The sequence below is a fragment of the Streptomyces sp. BK79 genome (assembly GCF_044142145.1).
In the GTDB taxonomy this organism is placed as follows: domain Bacteria; phylum Actinomycetota; class Actinomycetes; order Streptomycetales; family Streptomycetaceae; genus Streptomyces.
Genome location: NZ_JBHVOC010000018.1, coordinates 110,787 through 131,041 on the forward strand (window position 1 = coordinate 110,787; position 20,255 = coordinate 131,041).

A 20,255-nucleotide genomic window follows, 5' to 3' on the forward strand; every position below is an offset into this window, starting at 1 on the left:
ATGGCAATCGAATTCTCGCCCGCTCTCCGGGAGTTTCTGCAAGTCTTCCTCGGAGCGAGCGTCCCCACCGGCGACGAGGACCTCGGCTTCCAGAGCCGACGGTCTCTGACCCGGTTGGAGACGGATATCCGTTTGTGGGCGGACGAGATGAACGGTGCTATCTCCGCCGTGGGGGACAAGCTCCCCGGTGATGTCGGCAGGGCGTTCAAATCCGCGTTGAACGAGTTCGTCGATGACCAGGGGCAGAATCATCTGACGCGTTTCGCGGACGACCTCCGTGACCGGGCGGACAAGCGGTCCACCATGTCGATGAGTCTGCGGGAGAACAAGTACGAACTCATCCTTGAGTGGGTCGAGCTGAAGGCGTCGATCGCGGCGATCATCGCGACGTCCTTCTTCACCGGTGGTACGTCGGTGTGGCAGATAGCCCTCGCCGAAGCGCGGAGCGCGCTGGCGATGGCCCTCATTCTGCAGCGGCTGGGGCGGGCGGTGCCGACCCCCTTGGCGGCGGCGCTGGAGGCGGTGCAGGAAGCGTTCGTCACCTTCGGCGCCCAGATGCTCTCGATGAGCGTGCCCGATGACCCCGGGCAGCGCCGCAAGAGTTTCGACTGGTCGGACATCGGCCGGTCGGCGGTGACGGGCGCGTTCGCGGGGCTCTTCGCGGGAGCTTTCGGCCAGGCGTTCCAGCCGGCCGCGAAAAAGTTCCTCGACGACGCTCCGGAGTGGAAGAAGGAGGCGGCGGAGCTTCCGGCGTCATTCGTGAACGAGGGACAGGCGGAGACCTTCGCCGAGGCTTTCACGAAGCTGGCGTACGAGGGGAAGTTCGGCCTCGACGCGTCGACGTTCGTCAGTGGTGGTCTCAGTGGACTCCTGACCGACGCGGCCATGACTGCCGCCGGCGGGGGGAGCAAGTGGCTTCACGGCAAGGTCTTCGGCGCTGACAAGTTCCCTGAGTACAACGCGAGCGGTGCGGGGGCCGACCCCACGACCGTGGGGAGTGGAAGTGGTCAGTCCGTCGACGGTGTGAACCAGGCCGGCGGCCCCGTCGGCAGCAGCGGGGACGTCACCGCGTACGTGCCGGTCGCCGCCGGCGCCCAGCCGTCGGGCACACCGGCTGCCGGCCGCCCGTCCGGCAGCGGAGCTGACACCTACACGAGCCCGCCCCCGAGTACTTCCTCCGCACCGGACTCGAGCAGCACGTACGCCTCCGATGCGACCGGCACCGGCACCGGCACCGGCACGGACACGAGCGTCACGGGTCCGCCGCTTGTGACCCCTGCCCCGGTCCCCGTCGACGTCCCCGTCGACACGTACCAGCAGCCTCCGACCGCTTCCGTGACCGACCCGGTCGTTGCCGTTCCTCCGGTCCAGTACGGTGTTCCCCCGCTGACGGGTGTGACGTATCCCGGCGGCGCCCCGGTCACCGGTCCCGTGGCCGATCCGGCGGATGACAGCGCGTCCGTCTACAGCGTCGTCAGCGCGCTGGGCCCGGGCGAAGAGGTCGATCTCGACAACGCGAGTGTGGTGAGCGACCTCAGCGATGTGGCCGACCTGAACGACGTCGGGGCTCTCCCCACCGCTTCCGACTACACGGGCGGCACGTCCACACAACCCGACGTCACCGATGTCACCAGCACCACGCCACCGCTCACGGCGGTCGAGGAGACGAAACCCCTCGCCGGCACCGTCTTCTCGGCACTCAGCCCGTCCGGGACCCCGGCGGCGGCAGAGGTCCTTGCCACGACCGAGACCCCGACCGCGATCCCGTCGGCGGATACGACGTCGGGCGGAAACCCTTCGCCCGCCCCTGTGGACGTGGCCGCGCCCGCGGCTGTCCCGGCCGCTGTCACCGGCAGTGGTACGTTCTCCGACCCTGCGTCGGGCACAGGCACTGCCTCGGTGCAGACGGCTCCCGCGCCGGTGAGCACGCCGGGCTCCGGTACGCCCGTGTCCGCGACGCACCCGGTCCCCGAGGCGACGCGGGCAACGGAACCCGGCTCACCGGCGACCGAAGGCCCGGACGCCGCCGCTCCATCCACGGAAGCGCGCGATGACATCACCACCGTTCCCGACTCCCGCACCGCCGACCTCGCCACAGCCGTCGGCACAGGAGCCCCCACCTCCGCGGACCAGCGGTCCACCGAGTCACCCTCGACCCGGCCGTCCGACCCCTCCACGCCGCGGCCGGGCAACCAGAACGGTGCCGCCTCGGCCGGCGATCAACCGGTGCGACCCGTGACGTCCGCGACCGCCGCCCCGACGGCCGACACCACCCCCGACACACAGTCGGTCACGGGCCCCGTCACCTCCGGGGTGGAACCGCTTCCGACACCTCACGCGTCGACCGAATCGGGTTCTCCCGTCCCGGCCGATCCCCTCGGCGCCCCCACCGGCCCGGTCCCGGTGGACACCGTGATCGCGCCCGCCGACACCCGGCCGTCACCGGTCGTGGCCGCTCCCACGGGCGTCCTCTCCGCCGCGGGCGGCCCGCCGCCGTCCGTCGGCCAGCAGACTCAGGGACGACCGGACCAGACGGCAGGTATCCCCGGGACCACGGATTCGACCCCGGTCGACGCAATCCCGTCCTCGTCCTCGTCTCCGTCGTCGCCGGTCCAGGACGTCACGTCACTCGACGGGCCCCGCGACTCCGACACCCCCGGCACACGGCACACCCGACCGGAGGCGTCCCGGCCCGACACCGCCACCACCGCGCTGCCGGGTGGCACTCCCACGGTCCAGACCAGCAGTACCGACACCGCACTTCCGGCCGACGAGGTCCGGACCGCCGTTCCGGCGACCGGCCCGGTCGTTCACAGCGGTCCGTCCACCTACGTACCCACACCCACGCCCGCGGTCTCGGCAGCGACCTGGAACACACCACCCGTCGACGCGGTGTCCGACAGGCCGAGCCCGGCCACCGGATGGGCGCGGCAGTCCGACGTCACGTTGCGGTCGGTGTTCACCGGGGACGGGCGGCGCATCGCTCTGACCTCGTTCAGTGACACGGACTGGGCCAGGAGGGAACCCGCGTACCAGAACCTGAACGCGGCCTCCACGTACGTCAGCTGGACCGGCACAAGGTCCGGGCGGACCGCCACCGTCCGCCCCTTGCCCGGTGGACCCGGCACCTTCTTCTTCGCCTCGCACGGAGGCGAACTGGGGCTGGAACTGTCATCGGCGGACGGCAGCAGGCGCGTGGACGACGGCTCGTACGTGGGCCGGCTGCTGAGCGGCGTGGCACGGGACGGTTTCACCAGCATCACGGTGCTGGCCTGTGGCACGCGGCTCAGGCCGGGCGGCAGGGAGCGAGCCCGGGAACTGGCCGGCCGCCTCGCCGAAGCCAGCGGACTGACGGTGTACGCCCCGTACGGACCCGTCGCGGTGACACCATCGGCGGACGGGCGCACCGACTCCGCGACCATCCACGTCCTCGACGACGACCCCGGAAACCGATCGAGTTTCGTCCAGGTGACCCCCGGGACCCCGCCCCCGCCCGCCTCACAGCCGGTACCCGCAACGACCACCGACTCCACGACGGACATCGGCTACCCCGACCCGCGGGACGTCAACTCCGGGGGGAGACGGCGCCAACCGCTCGGCGACCTGCCGCCTGGTTACAGCCCGTTCAGCTCAGGTTCCCGGAGTGGAGAACCCGGGCCCGGCGACCTGCCGCCGGTCTCCAGCCCGTTCAGCCCCGGTTCCCGGAGCGGGGTACCGGGACTGGGCCAACTGCCGCCTGGTTACAGCCCGTTCAGCCCCGGGCCAGGTGGCCGCCCCGCCATGCCCTCACCGTTCCGGTCGGCGGACCCGTGGGCGGCGGGCCCTGGGGCCCCGGCACCTCAGAGCACATCCTCCGCCACGGCCCCGGCCAACGACGTCTCCCACGGAGCACACACGTTGCTCCGCACCCCCAGAGGCAACAGGCAAGGACGCAACTGGAGCGGCAGGCCGCTCTCCGGACTCCGCACCTCCGGCTACGCCGTGGTGGACACGGCCGGGCGCATGCAGTCGCGGGACGACACACCCTGGGGAGGCGCCAGGGTCTGGGCGGTCGTCGCCAACGTCTGGGAACCCGGGCTGATCGACGGCATCGTCGACGACCCGGAGCGGCCGGCCGGTGTTCCCGTGCTCCTCGTGGCGCCGGTCTCCAGCACCCTGGAAGAGCCGCGCCTGCTGGCCGACCGGTTGGGGACACCGGTATGGTCCACGGACGCCCGTCACCGGCTTGTCGAGCAGACCAACGGCGACACACTCGTGGGATTCATCGACACCGACGGCGACGTCCCGGTCGGTCAGTGGATTCACAGCCGGCCCGGCATGGTGGCCCCTCCGGGTGAGAACACGATCAAATCCACGGCGGGCGCCACCTTCTGGGAGAAGGATCTCCTCTCCCACACGATCGTGGATCCCAGAACCCGGGAATCGACAGGACGCGTTCTCTACGACAACCAGGACATGGCGGAGAACGAGCGGTTCTACCGAACCCTGTCCGAAGCGAGGCACTTCGCACGACTGGACCCGGCAACGGACGAGATCGGCCCCACCTACAAGCTCCCGAGGGAATTGCGCAACCCGTACATCATCGGTGGCCATGGCCGGGTGCACGCCAACGGTGTGGAGATGAACTTCGCCAGGGCCACCGCGGGCGCGACCTCCTGGAACAGGAGCAAGACGTACACGGACAAGGACGTGCCGGGCAGGGAACTGGGCCGCTTCGTCGCACGGCGTCCCAGCCTGCGCGGCAGACGAGTCGTACTGGTCGACATCTGCGAGAGCGGAATCATCAGTCGGCACCAGGACCCGTTGGTCCACGTTCCCGCCGCCCAGCATGTCTCCAACGCCACCGGACTGACCGCCTACGGATACGGGGGCGAATCCTCCTTCGAGCTGGGGGAGCCCGGGAACCCGGACTCGCCTGACCGCATCCTCGTCCACGGCCCCCTCGACGAGGACCGTGAGGACGTCATCCGATTCCGTCCGGAGATGCCCGACAGCCAGTTGGCCCAGTGGGCCGACCACGTGGGTCTCGACCCGAGTACCGCGGACCGCCTGGAACACGTGCGCCGTTGGACGCGCGCACTGCGCCGGGTGTACGGCCCGACGATCGACGAGCCCGGCAGCCAGGCCGACTTCTACGGCCAGGCCATGCGCGGCTTCGCCGCGCTCCAGCGCCTGCGCGGGAACAGCGGGGAAAGCACACCGCTCACGTGGCGAGCCCTGACGGACATAGTGCAGCAGTTCTACGGGGGACACGGCCGTCCGATGCCTCCTTACCCCGAGGCGCTGCGCTCCCTCCTGGAACAGGCCGGCCGGCACGGCGTCAACGGCATGCCGCTGGCGCGGTTCCTGTCCGCTTCCTCCAGCACCCCTTCGCGGCTCGGTCCGACGCCACAGGGCGTGACGCAGACACCTGGCCGCACCTGGACGCCCTCCATGAGCGGCCCGGCAGGGACGACCGGAGGGGCCCGAGGACACACCAGGGGCGCGGACCCACTGGCACCGTCGAGGCGGCGGCCGGACCCGGACGCGATGGTCGATGCCGCCTTCCACTCCGCGACATTGATCACCCTGCCGGACGGACGGACCCAGGGGCGCAACTGGACAGGTGCGGCACTGAGCCCGCTGGACGTCCAGAGAACCCTGGTCGTCCGGCAGGTCGCCGGGCAGCGGCCCGAGTTGGTGTCACAGACGGCGGCTCCGTGGCAGGGGTGGAGCAACCATGCGCCATGGGTGGTGGTGGCCGACGGGGATGCCCACCAGGTCATGATCCCGGTGGGGAACGGGCGTACACGGCCGTTCGAGGCCGAGTCGGTCGCCGCGTGGGTGAAGGCCGATCCGGAGCTGGCCGGCCTGTCGCCGGATGTCGATGTGGTGCTGGTCGTCCCGGGTGCGGGCGGCCAGGACAGGACGCTGCCGCGGGCGGTCGCGGACGCGACGGGACGCCGGGTGTGGTCCACCTACGGCGAGGCCCGTGCCCTGCTCCAGGGGAACCGGCACACCATCGGCCTCATCGACCGGACACCGGCGGACGCACGTCCTGTGCAGCTGCCGCCGCTGGGCGCATGGTTCGTCACCGAACCCGCGCCGCCCGGACTCGGAGGCGGACCGGCCTGGACCGTTCGGGCCCTGGACGGCCGGGTCCTCGCTGACACCGAGATGAGCGAACGTCCCGTCATCGGGACCGGGAACCGCGTGGTCGGCCTCATCAGCATGGACAACGACAACCGGTTCCAGGAGCAGGTAACGTCTCTCCTGCCTGCGGACATCCCCTCCATCTCGCATGAGCACCGGCTGAAACCGCTGCTCAACACCAGGTTCCCCGGCGATATGGTGGCGTCGGTCGGATACCGCGTGAACCACCATGGACGGCCGGGAATGGTGGGGCTCCATGCGAAGGCCGGTGGCACGGTGCCGCTGAGCGGCCGGGAGTACGCCGGATGGCTGAGCCGACGGCCGGCCATACGTACGCTGGCACCCCATGACCAGATCTGGCTGAACGTCTGCTGGTCGGGAAGATCGAGCGACAGGTCCCTGCCTGCCTCCTTCTCCCAGTCACCGCCGTCCCCGTACTTCCATGTCGCGGACCCGCTCGACCCCGTGATCCAGGCTGTCGGTCAGGACGTCGCCAATCTGACCGGACGCGTCACCTGGGGCGCCGACCGAGTGACGGCGATCTCGGGCATGGGGCCCGGCACTCCGGCGAAATCGGCCGTCGTCGTGACGTCCGCCGACGGTGAGCCGGGACGGATGGTCAGATTCCAGCCGGAGCCGTCGCCGGGCGAGCTGTCGGCTCTGGCAGCCGCGGCGGGTCTGTGGCCGGCTTCCGAAGGAGTCCCCGAGGCGGCGACTGCGGCAGCGTTGCGGTTGGTAAGGGCTCTGCGCACGGTCTTCGGCGTGGACGTGGAGAACGACAAGGGAGAAAGGAACGGTGTCTATGCGAGGCTGCTCCGGGGCGCGGGAGCCCTGGAGCGGTTGCGGGCGAACGACGCCCTCCTCCGGGAGGTGACCCCGTTCACGCTGGACCTGTGGAGGCACGCGGCCCGAGCCCATTTCGCCTTGCGGCCCCACGCCGAAGTCAGTACCGCGCAGTACCAGGCGGTCCTGTACCACGCGGCCTGGAAAATGTCCGAGGATCCGTACTCCGAGCTGAGCGGAACATGGACGATTCCCTGGCTGAACCCCAGCCTCAGCGCGTTCACCGACGCCGCTACACGGCAGAGGTGGGTCAGTGGGATCCTCGCCGGTGAAGCATCCGATGGCACCGCCGGCAGACAGATCGCACGCGCGTTCTGGAACTCGGTCGGGGCGACGGCCCACATGTGGAGTCTCGAACCGGCGGACCGAGCGGCGCTGGCCGTACACGGTCTCCACCTGTCCGCCGCCCCGACCGCGGAGGACATGTCGCGACTGCACCTGCTGCTGGCGGCGGCCGGGGCCGCGGGCCGCGACATCACCGACCCCGCGGCGGTGGGCGCCTACGACCTGGTTCGCAAGGGGGCGTTGTCCGACGCGACCCTCGTGACCGTCGCCGGGACGGGGACGGCCAGTGTCCGGAACTGGACACGCCTCGGCATCAGGGCGTTCGACGACCAGGTCGTCCAGGAGGCGACGCGGCAGGCCGACGGCGCTGTCGCGGCCGCTGCCCCCACCCCGGCGCCATGGAAGGCCAACCCCAGCAGAACCACCCCCTACGTGGTCCTGACGCATTCGGATCCGAACGGAGTGAAGCTGCGCCTCCCTGACGGGACCGAGCCGGTGATCTCCCACAGGGAACTGGCCGAACTGGTACGGCTGGACTCCGCCCACCTCGGTCTCCCCGCCTCGGCACCGCTGGTCATGGGCACCTCGGAGGCAGGCGACCAGGGAAGTACGCTGCTGCGCCAGATGGTGCGGGCGACCGGGCGTGATGCCGTCGGCTACACCGGCCAGCTCTCACTCGTGGACACGGGGCGTGGCCACGTCCTCGTGCCCCTCAAGGCGGGCCGACCCGGCGCATGGGTGTGGCACGGGGCGGCCACGGAGTTCGGGCAGCAGGCCGCCACGCGGAGTCCCGTCGTACGACAGCCGTACTCGATGGGGCCGGAAGCGGCGGAAGACCCTACGGGCCAGACGCAGCAAGCCCTGGCCACGGCGGCATCACCGGATGATGCCCGGTACGGTGCCACGACGTTGATCACCCTGCCGGACGGCCGGGCCGGCGGCCGTGACTGGACGGGCGGGACGCCGGGTCCACTGGACGTCCGGAACGCGGCGGTCGTCCGACAGGTCGCGGGGCAGCCGCCCGAGCCGGTGTCCGTGCGGGAAGCTCCATGGCCCGGACGGGGTGAACGCGCGCCGTGGGTGGTGGTGGCCGACACGGATGCCGACCACGTACTGGTGCCGGTGGGGAACGGGCGTACACGGCCGTTCGAGGCCGAGTCGGTCGCCGCGTGGGTGAAGGCCGATCCGGAGCTGGCCGGCCTGTCGCCGGATGTCGATGTGGTGCTGGTCGTCCCGGGTGCGGGCGGCCAGGACAGGACGCTGCCGCGGGCGGTCGCGGACGCGACGGGACGCCGGGTGTGGTCCACCTACGGCGAGGCCCGCATACAGCCGGTGGGCGGGCGGAGCGCCATCGCTCTTGTCGACCGTGACCCGGCGGACGCCCCGTTCGAGAAGCAGCGTCCCCTGGGTGCGTGGTTCGTGACGGCACCGGGGGTGTCGCCGGAGCAGTCGGACGAGGCCGGGTTCCTCACCACCCTCAGCGGTGAACGCGTCCCCGACACCGCGGTCAGTTCACGTCCGGTGGTCGGTGCCGATCACCGGACGATCGGCGACATCAGCACGGCGGACGACAGCAGGCGCGCGGAAGAAGGCACGGCGTTCCTGCCCGGGGACATCCGGCAGATCAATCACCGGCGTCCGCTGGTCGGCACCGAGATCGCGGCCGAACCGGTACCGCACGAGATGGCGGCAGCGGTGCGGTACCGGATGGTGAACCACGGACGCCCGGGAGTGGCGGTCCTCCACCTCCGGTCCGGTGACGCGGTGTCGGTGAGCGGCCGGGAGTACGGCGAGTGGCTGAGCCGGCGGCGGAGCGTGCGGGAACTCGACCCGGCGGCCCAGATATGGCTGACCGCCTGCTGGGGCGCGGCGGCGGAGGACCACCTCGGCCGCTCCGCCGAGAACGGGCCCACGCCCCATGTCCGGGATCCGCTCGATCCGCGGTTCCCCGCTGTGGGCCAGGCAACGGCGAACGCGACCGGGCGGGTCACCTGGTCGAGCAGCAGGACGATGGGTTACGCCCTCCTCGACAACGGCTCCCACCGGGATTGGTGGCCGTTCGTCCAGCTCGCCACGCCCGATGGCGGTACCAGGAGCCGGCTGGTGAAGTTCGTCCCGGAGCCGGCCGGCGTCGAGCTGGATGACATGGCACGTCAGGCGGGTCTGTTCACCGGACAAGGGCCCGCGCCGGCCGATGTGCGCGGGGTGGCGCTGCGCCTGGTGCGGGCGCTGCGCGCGATGTTCGGGCCGGATGTGCGGCAGGACGGTGACTACGCGCGCCTGCTGTCCGGCATCGGCGCGCTGGAGCGGCTGCGAGCCGGTGACGAGGGCCTGAGCGCCGTCACGCCGTTCACACTCGATCTGTGGCACATGGTGACCCGTGCCGACGCGGGCCTGCTGCCGGGCGCCGAAGCGGACGGACCGGCCTATCGTGTCGCGCTGGGGCACGCCGAACAGGTCGTCATCCAGTACCCCGGGGCCACTGTGTCGACGACCTGGTCACTGCCCTGGCTCGGGGTCACGACTGAGCTGTTCGCCGCGGAACCGACGCGTACCATGCTGGTCGACGCGGTGGTGGGCGACAGCTCACCGGCCGCGCCGCGGGACGCGGATGTCACACATGCCTTCTGGAGCCTGGCCAACGCTCAGGCCCACCTGGGAGAACTCGACGACGACGAGCGGTCCGAGCTGGCCGCGCGCGTCCTGCACCTGCCCGCCGCCGCGGACACGTCACCCCTGTCCCACGTGCAGGACCTGCAGCTTCTGCTGGCGCGGGCGGCGGCGGCCGGCCGGGACATCACCGACCCCGTCGCGGTCGCCTCCTACGACCTGGAACTGAGGGGAGCGCTGTCGGAGCGGACCTCGGTACCGGTGTTCGGCAGCGACGTCCGCAGCGTCCGCAACTGGACCGGCACCGAGATAGGAGAGATCAACGGCTGGAACCTGCATCGACTCCAGTGGCGAGCGGACGGCCGGCTGGGCCCGGGGGACATCGTTCAGGCGCCATGGTCCGACGACGCCATCGGCCAGCCCTACCTGGTCCTCGCCGACGTACGGCAGGAGCACGTCGTACTGGAGCTGCCCGGCCAGCCCGCACTCGACGTCCCTCTCGACGAAGTGGTCGACCTCATCCAGCGCGACCGCAGGCAGTTCCGACTCCCGGAGAACTCACCAGTGGTGCTGGTCCCGTCAGGGGCGGACGTGCTGGGACACCCGTTGCCACTCGCCATCGCCCAGCGAACCGGCCGCCCCACCTTCGTCTACACCGGCCAGGTGATGCTGACGAACCTGCACGGCATCCACTTCATCAGCGAGATCCCGACGGACCAGGAGGAATTCTGGAGCCCGGTCCTGCCCACCGACACCGCTGACTCCGACTCCGGTTCCGACGCCTCGTCGGACGTCGCGAGCGAGGCGTCGCACGACGGTGCGCGGGACGTGGACGACGCGGCCACGTCGTTGGCACAGGTCGTCCTGGGCGATTCGCCGGCTCCCCCGGCGTCACAGGCGCGAGCATGGACGGCCGGCACGGACCCACTGGCATCGCCCACCACACCGGCGCCCCGGTTCCTGTTCGACGCGTCGTCGGTGCTGGGTCCGGCCGGCGGACGGGCCCAGGGCCGCGACTGGACCGGCGGGCTCGACGGGGCCGGCGGCGAGATCGAGACCTCGGAGGTGCGGGTCTACGAGCAGGGCGAGGACGGACGGCTCGACCTGGTGGACGAAGCCGACTCACCGTGGGCCGAGCGGGACGCGCCGGCTCCGTACGTGTGGGCGGCGCAGGGCGGTCACGACCATGTGCTGAGGCCCGGCCCGCAGGGGCGTCCGGAGCGGCTCGGGGCACCTGAGTTCGCCGAATGGGTGGCGGCCGACCCGGCGCTGGCGGTCCTGCCCGCCGACGTGCCGGTGGTGCTGGCGGTGCCGTACGCGGGGGCGCAGGACCTGGTGCTGCCGCGCGCGGTGGCGGACCGTACCGGCCGCCGGGTCTGGGCCCCGGCGGGAGACGGACGGCTGGTACGCGACGCGGAGGACGGCCGACGGGGGCCGGCCATGCTGGACCACGAGCCGACCGTGCCGCTGCCGCAGCGGCGCCCGTTGGGCGTCTGGGTGCCCGTGGACCCCGGTGGCCCGGACGCCGCGGCGGTGCTGCCCGGCGAGGTGGAGGCGTTCGACGGGCAGGTGGTGCGGGACGAGGAACTGCACTCCCGGACGCTGGTGGCCGACGGGGAGAGGGTCGGCCGGGTGCTGATCGGCGACGACAACCGCACCCGGGAGAGACTGTCGCGGACGACGCTCGCCGAACTGGCGGGCGGAGACATGCTGCGGGTGCATCCGGCGTCGCTGGACGTGGTGGGGGGCGATCCGCTGCCCAGGGAGATGACCGCGGCGGTGCGCTACCGCTCGCAGTTCCACGGCGCCCCGGGCCTGGCGGTCTACCCGCTGCGCGCGGGCGGGACGGTGACGGTGCCGGCCGCCGCCGCGGCGGCCGAACACGCGCGACGCCGGGAGATACGGGAACTGGGCCCGGGGCACCAGCTGTGGATCGACGCGTGCTGGAGCGGTGCGGCCACCGACGAGCTGGGGGCGCCCTCGCACGCGGCGGCGCCGGACCCGTACGTCTTCGACGTGCTCGATCCGCTGCATCCGCCGGTGGCCGCGGCGATAGCGAACGCGACCGGGCGGGTCGCCTGGGGCGCCACCCGGATGACGGGGGAGTGGTTCGACCGTTCGCCCTACCAGATGACCACGATGACCGGTGCTCCGGCCCGGCTGGTGCGCTTCGAGCCGGAACCGGCGGGAGCGGAGCTGGACGCCCTGGCGGCGCGGGCCGGACTCGTCGCGCCCGGGACCACGAGGGTGCCGGAGCCGGTGCGGTCCCTGACGCTCCGCCTGGTGCGGGCGCTGCGCACCGCCTTCGGGAGCACGGTGGCGGCGGATGTCGGCGCCGACGCCTACGACCGGTTGCTGCGGGGCATCGGGGCGCTGGAGATGCTGCGGTCCAACGACCGGCGGTTGCGCGAGACGGCACCGCTGACCATGCACCTGTGGCAGCGCGCGGCGCGGGCCCGGGCCGGGCTCGGCCCCGACGCCACGCCGGGACCCGACGCGTACGCGCAAGTACTGGACTGGGCGCGGGAGACGCGGACCACGCGGCCCGGCACCCGGCTGCTGGACGCGCTGCCGCTGCCCGGTGTGCACGCGGCGCTGGGCCGGATGAGCCGGCCCGTGGAGCGCACCCGGCTGACGCGGACCGTACTGCGGCTGGCGGACCGGGACCCGGTCGGTGAGCGGGAGACGGCCCGGGCCATGTGGGCCCTGACCCGGGCGGCCGAGATACTGCCGGCGGATCCGGCGGCACGCCAGGAACTGGCGACACAGGTGCTGCACCTGGACGCCTCCAGGCCACCGGACATGGGCGAGGCGATGCGGTTGTGGGACCGGGTCGCACAGGCCGAGGCGGCCGGCCGGGACGTCACCGACACCGACGTGCTGGCCGCGTTCGACCTGGAGGTGCGCGGCGCCCTGACGGACGCCACCGCGATCACCGGGGCCCGCGGCGGGGGTCGGAACTTCACCGGCACCCCCCTCGGCGCGCTCGACGCGACCACCGTGGACACCTGGCTGGTCGCCGAGGATGGCACGGTCGACGGAGGACCGGCGGTCCTCGCCCCGTGGGCCGACGAGCCGGACGCCGCCCCGGCGTACGTGGTGTGGGCACCCACCGTGGCGGGCCGGCCGGTGCTCGTGCTCCCCGGCGGTGAGGTGGTGGGTGTCTCCGGTGCGGAGATCGCCGCGCTGCTGACCGCCGACCCCGTACTGCTGGCCGCCGACGTGAAGCGGCCGGTGGTGCTGGCGGTGCCCGGCGCCGGGCGGGAGGAGGCACCCGTACACCGGACGGTGACCGAGCGCACGGGCCGCACCGCCTACGCCTACCCCTGGCAGGTGTCCGTGCAGCCGGGCCCCGACGGCGGCGCGCACCGGATCGCCGTGGTGATGGCCGCCGGCCGGCCGCTGCCCGAGTGGTCCCGGTCCGGTTCCGACAGCGCCACCGACCCCTTCTCGTATACGCAGCGCGCGGCGGTCCTGGCCACGGCCCGTTCCGCCCGGTCGAGCTCCCCCTTCCTCCTGCCGTCCGGCGAACCCGGCTCGCCCGACGCCCGGTTGCTGCGACGGCGCTTCCTGCGGCCGGCCGCGGACGGCCCAGATCCACTGGTGGCCGAGATCGAGGCGGCGGTCCGGTACGGGCTGCGGAACCCGGAAGCCGGCTTCCCCCGGCTGCTGCTGGACACCGAACTGGGTGAACTCGTCGAGGAGACCGCCGGATTTGGGGACGGACCCGACCGGGAGGCATGGCTCGCCGAGGCCGAGACGACGATGCTGGAGATGGTTCCCGGCCTGGTGGACCAGGTGCGCGCCAAGATCGCCGACCACTTCGCGTCCGTGACCGGGCAACGCCCCGAGACACCCGTTCGCACGATCGAGTCCGTATTCCCGGCCGCCGTGCCGCCCGGTCCGCCGGGGACGCTGGTGCCGGACGGAGCGGAGCCGGACCAGGACACGGCCGCGACGGACCCGCCCGTGGACCCGACGGTGGGCACGCCTGCGGACGCGACGGTGGACACGGTGCCATCCGTCGCTCCCGTGGAGACGAGGCGGTGGCGGCTCCCCGCCTACGTGGAGGACATGCGGGCCGGTGGCCGGACGACCCTGTACGGGCTCACGGGTACCGACTGGGTCGCCGAGCAGATCGGCGCGCTCACCTCGGGTGGTCGGGCCACGGAGCTGATGGCGGAGCTGGCGGGGGCGCCCGACACGTTCCTCGGGCACGGACGGGTCTTCCAGGTACGCGGCGGCGGCGGCTGGTACGACGTCACGCTGGCGATCACCCGGGACCCCGGGGAGCCCCGGCCGCTGGTCGTCTCCGTGGACACGGCGCGGCAGGTCGCGACCCGCACCGTCAACGAGCGGTCCTCGACGGCCGCCGCCGGTCATTCGTCGACCTGGAGCAGTGGCTGGGCGCTGCGCGGCGGCGGCACGTTCCTGGTGCCGACCCCCCAGCCGGGACTCATGGCGGGCGCCGCGCTGCAGGCGAACCTCGCGATCGGGCAGCGGTCGGTGACGGTGGCGGTCCAGGACGATGTCAAGGACGGCCGCGGTGTGGCCACCCAGCCGGGCACGGTCGAGGTACCCCGCCGGTTCATCTGGTCGTTGCGGGTGGCGAAGTCCGGATCCGGGCACGCGCGGACGCTGCGCGGGCAGGGGACGGTGGCGCTGCGGGTCCCCGTCGAGGACCTGGTGCCGGAGGGACTGCGGTCCCGGCCGACCGCTTTCACCCCCATCGGCGCGGACACCGGCCGCCGTATCGCGGCCGCCGTCTCGCTGGTGATGCTGACGGCCGACGCCGGACGGCCCTACCAGGGCGGCGGGGGCATCTTCGACGCCATCCGGTCCCACCTGCCCGCCGCCCTGACGGCCCCGGGCGCGCCCGGCCGGACGCTGGCCTTCGAAGCCGCGTCGTCCGAGGGTCTGCTGCGCAACCTGCCGCGTCTGCTCGCCGGCTGGGTTCCCTCGGGTGAGCTGATGAGCGCGCACGGCGACACCGCCGGCGGCTACCGCATGAGGGCCACGATCACCGAACTGGCGCCCGTACCCCGCAACTACGAGGATTCCGCCGCGCCCTCCGACGCTCAGGCACCGCCGGCTGCGGACGTGGCCGGACAGCCGGGGCAGACCGGGGAGCCGACCCACCCCAGGCTGCGTACGACCCGGACGACGACCGGCCAGCGCTCCACCAAGGTCGGCGGGGGCACCGCGTGGGACATCGCGGTGGGTCCGGGAATCGGGATCGACGCCCTGGCGCTGGGCCCGCGCGCCCGCGTCTTCCTCCAGCCGGGCCTCAGCGGGGGAAGGAACCGCTCGCTGTCGGTGCTGGCCGGCACGGCGACGAAGAACAGCTCGGATCTCGCCGGTGACATGGTGCAGTACCAGGCCCGGGTCCGCGTCGAGGTGCAGAGCACCGGAGGACACCCGCCCGCGGCGCGTACCGGACGCGGCCGGACAGCTGGCGCGGACGCCCAGGTATGGCTCTATCTGCGCGCCGAGGAGGCCGCCGAACTGGGGCTCCCCCTGCCCGACGGTGTCGCGCCGGGCCCGCTGACCACGCACCCCGGTTTCGAACGCATCCTGCCCCGTGGGCCGTTGGGCACCAGCACGGCACTCCAGGGCCTGGACACGGCGGGGCTCCTGGACGCCGTCCACCGGCACTTCACCCAGGACGCACGACTGGCCGGTTTCCTGCCGGGGCTCCCCGCCGCGGACCGGGCGGGCGCTTCCCGCCGGTGGACCTCCCCGGCGGACGAGTCCAGGATGCGGAACAACGAGCGGGCCCTGTACACCGCGCTGTCTCCGGCCGGTCTGCAGAACCGCAGGAGGGCGCTGTTCACCACCGGTGTTCCGGTCCGGCTGGTCCGCAAGCATCCGGCCTCCACGGAGACCGTCGTCGTCAGGGTCAGGGGACGGCTCACGGAGGGACCCGCATACCGGGGCGACGTAGGCGGCTGGAAGACGAGGTACGGCCACACGACGCGCGCGGGCACCGACAGCGAGGCCGCGACCAGTGCGGGGGCTTCGCTGTACGGACGCTTCAACGCGAGGCCGATGCGCGGGTCCTTCAGCCTGCTCGGCACGGCGAGCGCGGAGTTCTCCGCCACCCGGGCCGGCGGCACCGCCCTGCGGGTCACCGGGGAGACCGACAACGACGGGCACACGCCGACCAGTGTGTTCGATGTGCGAGTGGCCTTCGAGGTGGAGATCACCTCGGTCAGCCGGAGCAGTCAGTGGCGGCGCCTGACGACTCCGGGGACGCCGGGCCGGCACACGCCCGCGGTCACCACTTTGCTGGCGGGTGCGCCGGAGACGGGCGGCCACGAGACCTCCACCGCCACCTCGCTGTCCACGCTGTCCATCGAACCGGTACCCGCGCTGCTGACCTCGCCGGCGGCACTGACACTGACCGCTGACCGGCCGGAACCGACCACGCCACCGGCCGGGTCACCAATGGGGTCACCGGCCGTGTCACCGGTCGGCGGGCCGCGCCCGGTGGGCGGCCCCGAGCCGCTCGACGTCCCCCCGGCGGACGGTATCGGCGCCCTGTACGACCCCGAGTGGGCACGCCCCTCGGCCGGCGCGTCCGACCTCCGGGACTGGCTGATGGTGGAGGACCACGGCGCCGGGGAACACCTCAGGAGTCTCGCACTGGACCTGCTGGTCCAGGCCGCGGGCGACGGCGACGACGCGCTCGGTGTGCCGGGACTCGATCCCGCCTCGATGATCGAGGCCGCGTTCGGACCGGACGGACTGGCCACGAGCTTCCAGGCCGGCCCCGACCAGGTGTGGCTGGTGGACGAGTTGCGGTTCGACCGGCGCTGGTCCGGGCTGCTCGGCGCCGTCGGTGCCAGGGTGAACGTCAGTACCCCGACCGTGGTGCACGTGGCCGACGGACCACCGTTGTCGCGGACCTACACCGTACGGCGCGGCGCGACCGGCAGCGCGGGCCAGAGCCTGACGATCGGCACGCAACTCGGACTCATCGGCAGTGGCAACTCGGGTTCGCCCGTGCGCCTGCTGGGAGGCGTCGGCGCAAGCCGGTCCTGGAGCTGGTCCCAGGGATCGTCCTTCGGCACCGAAGGAGCGGTCGAGTCCAAGCACACCATGTCGGCAGGTGAACCCATGGTGCTGGTCCAGGCCGACCTGGAACTGCTCATGGTGGCCGAGGTGTCGGTACGGGGCGGCACTCCACGGGTCAGCTCCGGCGGACGCCGGATACCGGGGGCGGTCCTCGCCTGGCTCACCGAGAATGAGGCACACCGCCTCGGCCTCACCACGCAGGGCCCCACGGCACCGGCCCGCACGGCACCGCAGTCCGCCGATCCCCTGTCCGGCCTGCGTCTCGAAGGGGCGGGCCCGCTGCCCCTCGGCGTGACCGAGCGGGTGCCGGACTTCCGCAGACTGCTGCCCGCTCTGCGTGCGGAACTCGGACGCCTGCGCGGTCAGGACCACGCCGACAAGCTCCTGCCGCACCGCCTGGTGGAGGACCGGCAGCGCAACACGTCCCGGCTCATGACAGTACTGAGCGGTCTCGGCAGCCGCGGTCTGCTGGCCGGAGCACTGGACGGCGGTGTGCCGGTCGAACTGCGGCAGCGCGACGGCACCCTCGCGTACGTCGCGCGCCTGACCGTCACCCGCGGCACCGGTGTCTTCCACGACCGCCCCGCCGAGCGGCGCGGCAGCGACATCACGACCAGCGCGAACTTCACCCGGCAGACAACACGGACCAGGGGAAGGAACCAGGGGGGCAACGTGTCGCTCCTGCCGGCCTTGCGCCTGAGCCCGAGTGGCGACTCCAGCTCCGGCATCAGCGCACCGGTGGCCCTGGCCGGTCAGGGGACGCGCGCCGCCGTCAATGGCCGCCAGGGGAAGTACGGGACCGGTGTGACGGTCAGTGCCGACGCCAACGCCGCGACCGTGCGCGTACGCTTCCCGCTCGATGTCGCCCTGGAGCTGTATGAGCCCGGCGCCCACCGTGACGACGCCCCGGCCGCCCGGGTCCGGCTCGGACCTCCGCCGCGTGGCGACGACGACCGCTATGCGCTGCACCGTGTGCTGGAGGCCGATCTGCGGGCGCTCGCCGGCAGCGGAGCGGCCTCGGCGCCCGCCCGTCACGACCGTGCCCTCTCGGCACCGTCGATGGCGCCGGAGCAGTGGCGCGCCGCCGGCACGGCGCTTCCGATGGAGGCACAGGTCCACAGTTTCCAGGGCGCGCCGCAGGTGCGTGCCGCTCTGGAGAGGCTTGTCGACGGCCTCGGTGCCTCCGCCGCCTTCGGCACGACGGGCACCCCCGCCGCCTCGCTGCTCGAAGGCGCGCTGTCCACCGAATGGCTCCGCTCCGCACTGCCCATGCTCGTCGCCACCGGAGGACGTATCCCGGCCGCGTTCACCGACGGCTTCCTCGACGGACAGGATCTGAACGTCTCGATCCACGCGCGCCTCACCGGCGGTGAGGTCCTCGGTGTGGGTGACCGCATGCTCTTCGACGTGGTCGTCGGTGACGCTCCGGGCGTCCCCCGCCTGAGCGAGACCTCTGCCGCGAGCACCCTGACCGACGCGGCCGGCGGCGGTCCGCCCTCCGGCGGTGCGGCCTGGTACCAGTACCGCGAGGCGGACCTGCAGAACCACACCGCCTCCGGTGCCGTCGTCCTCGGGCGCGGCGCGGACACCGTCTTCACCCCCGGAAGCGGCCACGCTCCGCGGGTCCGGATCACCGGTCCCTCCGTGCTGGTGCGGTTCGACGCGCAGGTGCTGCTGAAAGCGGGACTGCGCCACCGCCTCGGGCACCTGGCGGGGATCACCGACCGGACGGGCGAAGTGGTGGTGGGGCTGCCGAAGCCGGTCGTCGTCCGCATGGAACTGGGCTCGGCCGCCCACCTGGTGGCGCAGAACGCCATCGGTGACCCGGGTGCCGCGCTGCCCTTCTCCGGCCCCCTGCCGGAACCCGCCGGCGGCGACCCCGACTGGTCCGCGCGCGCCCTCTTCCACGACATCCACGATGCCAAGGGCAAGACCATCGGCAAGGCGTCCTTCGCCCCCGGCGACTGGAAGCACCGCGAGCCCGCGCTGAGCCAGGTCGGCGACGCCACTGCCTACGTCGAGTGGCGCAGGACCTCCGACGGGCGCCTCGACAGCGACCTGCGGTCACTGCCCTTCCCGGGCCGGCCCCGCTTCTACCTGGCGGGCCACGGTACGCGCGACGGTGTCGAAGTGATCGGGCAGGACGGTACGCCCCTGCCGCTCGGAGCGGACGGCATCGTCCGGATCGCCCGGAACTGGTCCGAGGTGGCCAAGCTGTCGTCCGACACGCTCCTCGTCCTGCTGGCGTGCGGACCCATGAACACGGACGTCGGACGCCGACTGGCCGCCGCCACCGGCCTGACGGTCGTGCAACCGCGGTGGAGCGCCGCCGCCACCCCGCCGCAGGGCGACCGGCCGGCCAGGCTGCACATGCTGGAGGCGCCCGACGGCACGCCGGGCGGGCTGGTCCTGCACCGCCCCGGCGGCCGGAGCGAGACATACGAACCGGACGAAACCCAGTCAGGGCCCGGCACAGACCGCTGGGACGGAACCTCCTACCCCGGCCCGGAGCACCACCTGAGCGGACGGTCAACGCATCCGGCGTACGCGAAGAAGACACGGATCGTCCAGGACGGCCGCTCCCGGGGGCGGAACTGGACAGGTGCGGACATCGACGAGCTGGACATGTCGGTGACGCACGTCTACCAGCAGGTGGGTCAGCACGAGCCCAGGCTGGTCTCGGACCACCCCGCACCGTGGGGCAGCGACGCCTGGGCCGTGGTGGCGGACGGGGATGCCGGTCATGTGATGTTCCCCGGACCGGACGGACGGCTGACGAGGGTTCCGGTCGAGCAGGCCGCGGCGTGGGTGCTGAACGACCCCGGCCTGATGCAGTATCCGCCGGAAGCTGATGTCGTCCTGGTCGTGCCCGGTGTGGGCGGCCGGCAGATGGCACTGGTGCGTGACATCGCGGACGGTACAGGCCGTCGGGTATGGGCGACGTACGGCGAGGCGCGGGCGTTCCGTCTGCCGCGGCGGCGTGGCATCTCAGCTCTGGGTGACAGGCGTCGGCATGTTGCCGCCCTGGTGGGCCAAGTCCCGGCGGGGACGCCGGTGGGGGAGGGGCCTCCGCTGGGTGCGTGGCTGGTGGCCGATCCCGCGCCCGGTGCACTTCGATCCGCCCCCGCCGCCGGTTTCCGGACCCTGGACGGGGAGCAGATCCCTGATTCCGAAGTGAATGTCCGTCCCGCGGTGAACACCGTGCACCGGATGTTCGGCGGCGTCAGTATGGAAGACGATTCCCGAGGCAACGAATCCGCGACGATGCTCATGCCCAGGGAAATCGCCAAGGTGACGCACCAGCATCC

Annotated in this window: 1 protein-coding gene (only partly in view); it reads left to right on the forward strand. The window is 72.5% G+C overall.

What is annotated here, in order from left to right; translation table 11 throughout:
* Window positions 1-20,255, forward strand: partial view of a lonely Cys domain-containing protein gene (locus ACFIF2_RS23110; RefSeq protein WP_395575112.1) — the 5' portion only. Its footprint extends 7,642 nt past the window's final position; only the first 20,255 of its 27,897 coding nucleotides appear in the window; the start codon lies at window positions 1-3; its stop codon lies off the right edge, out of view.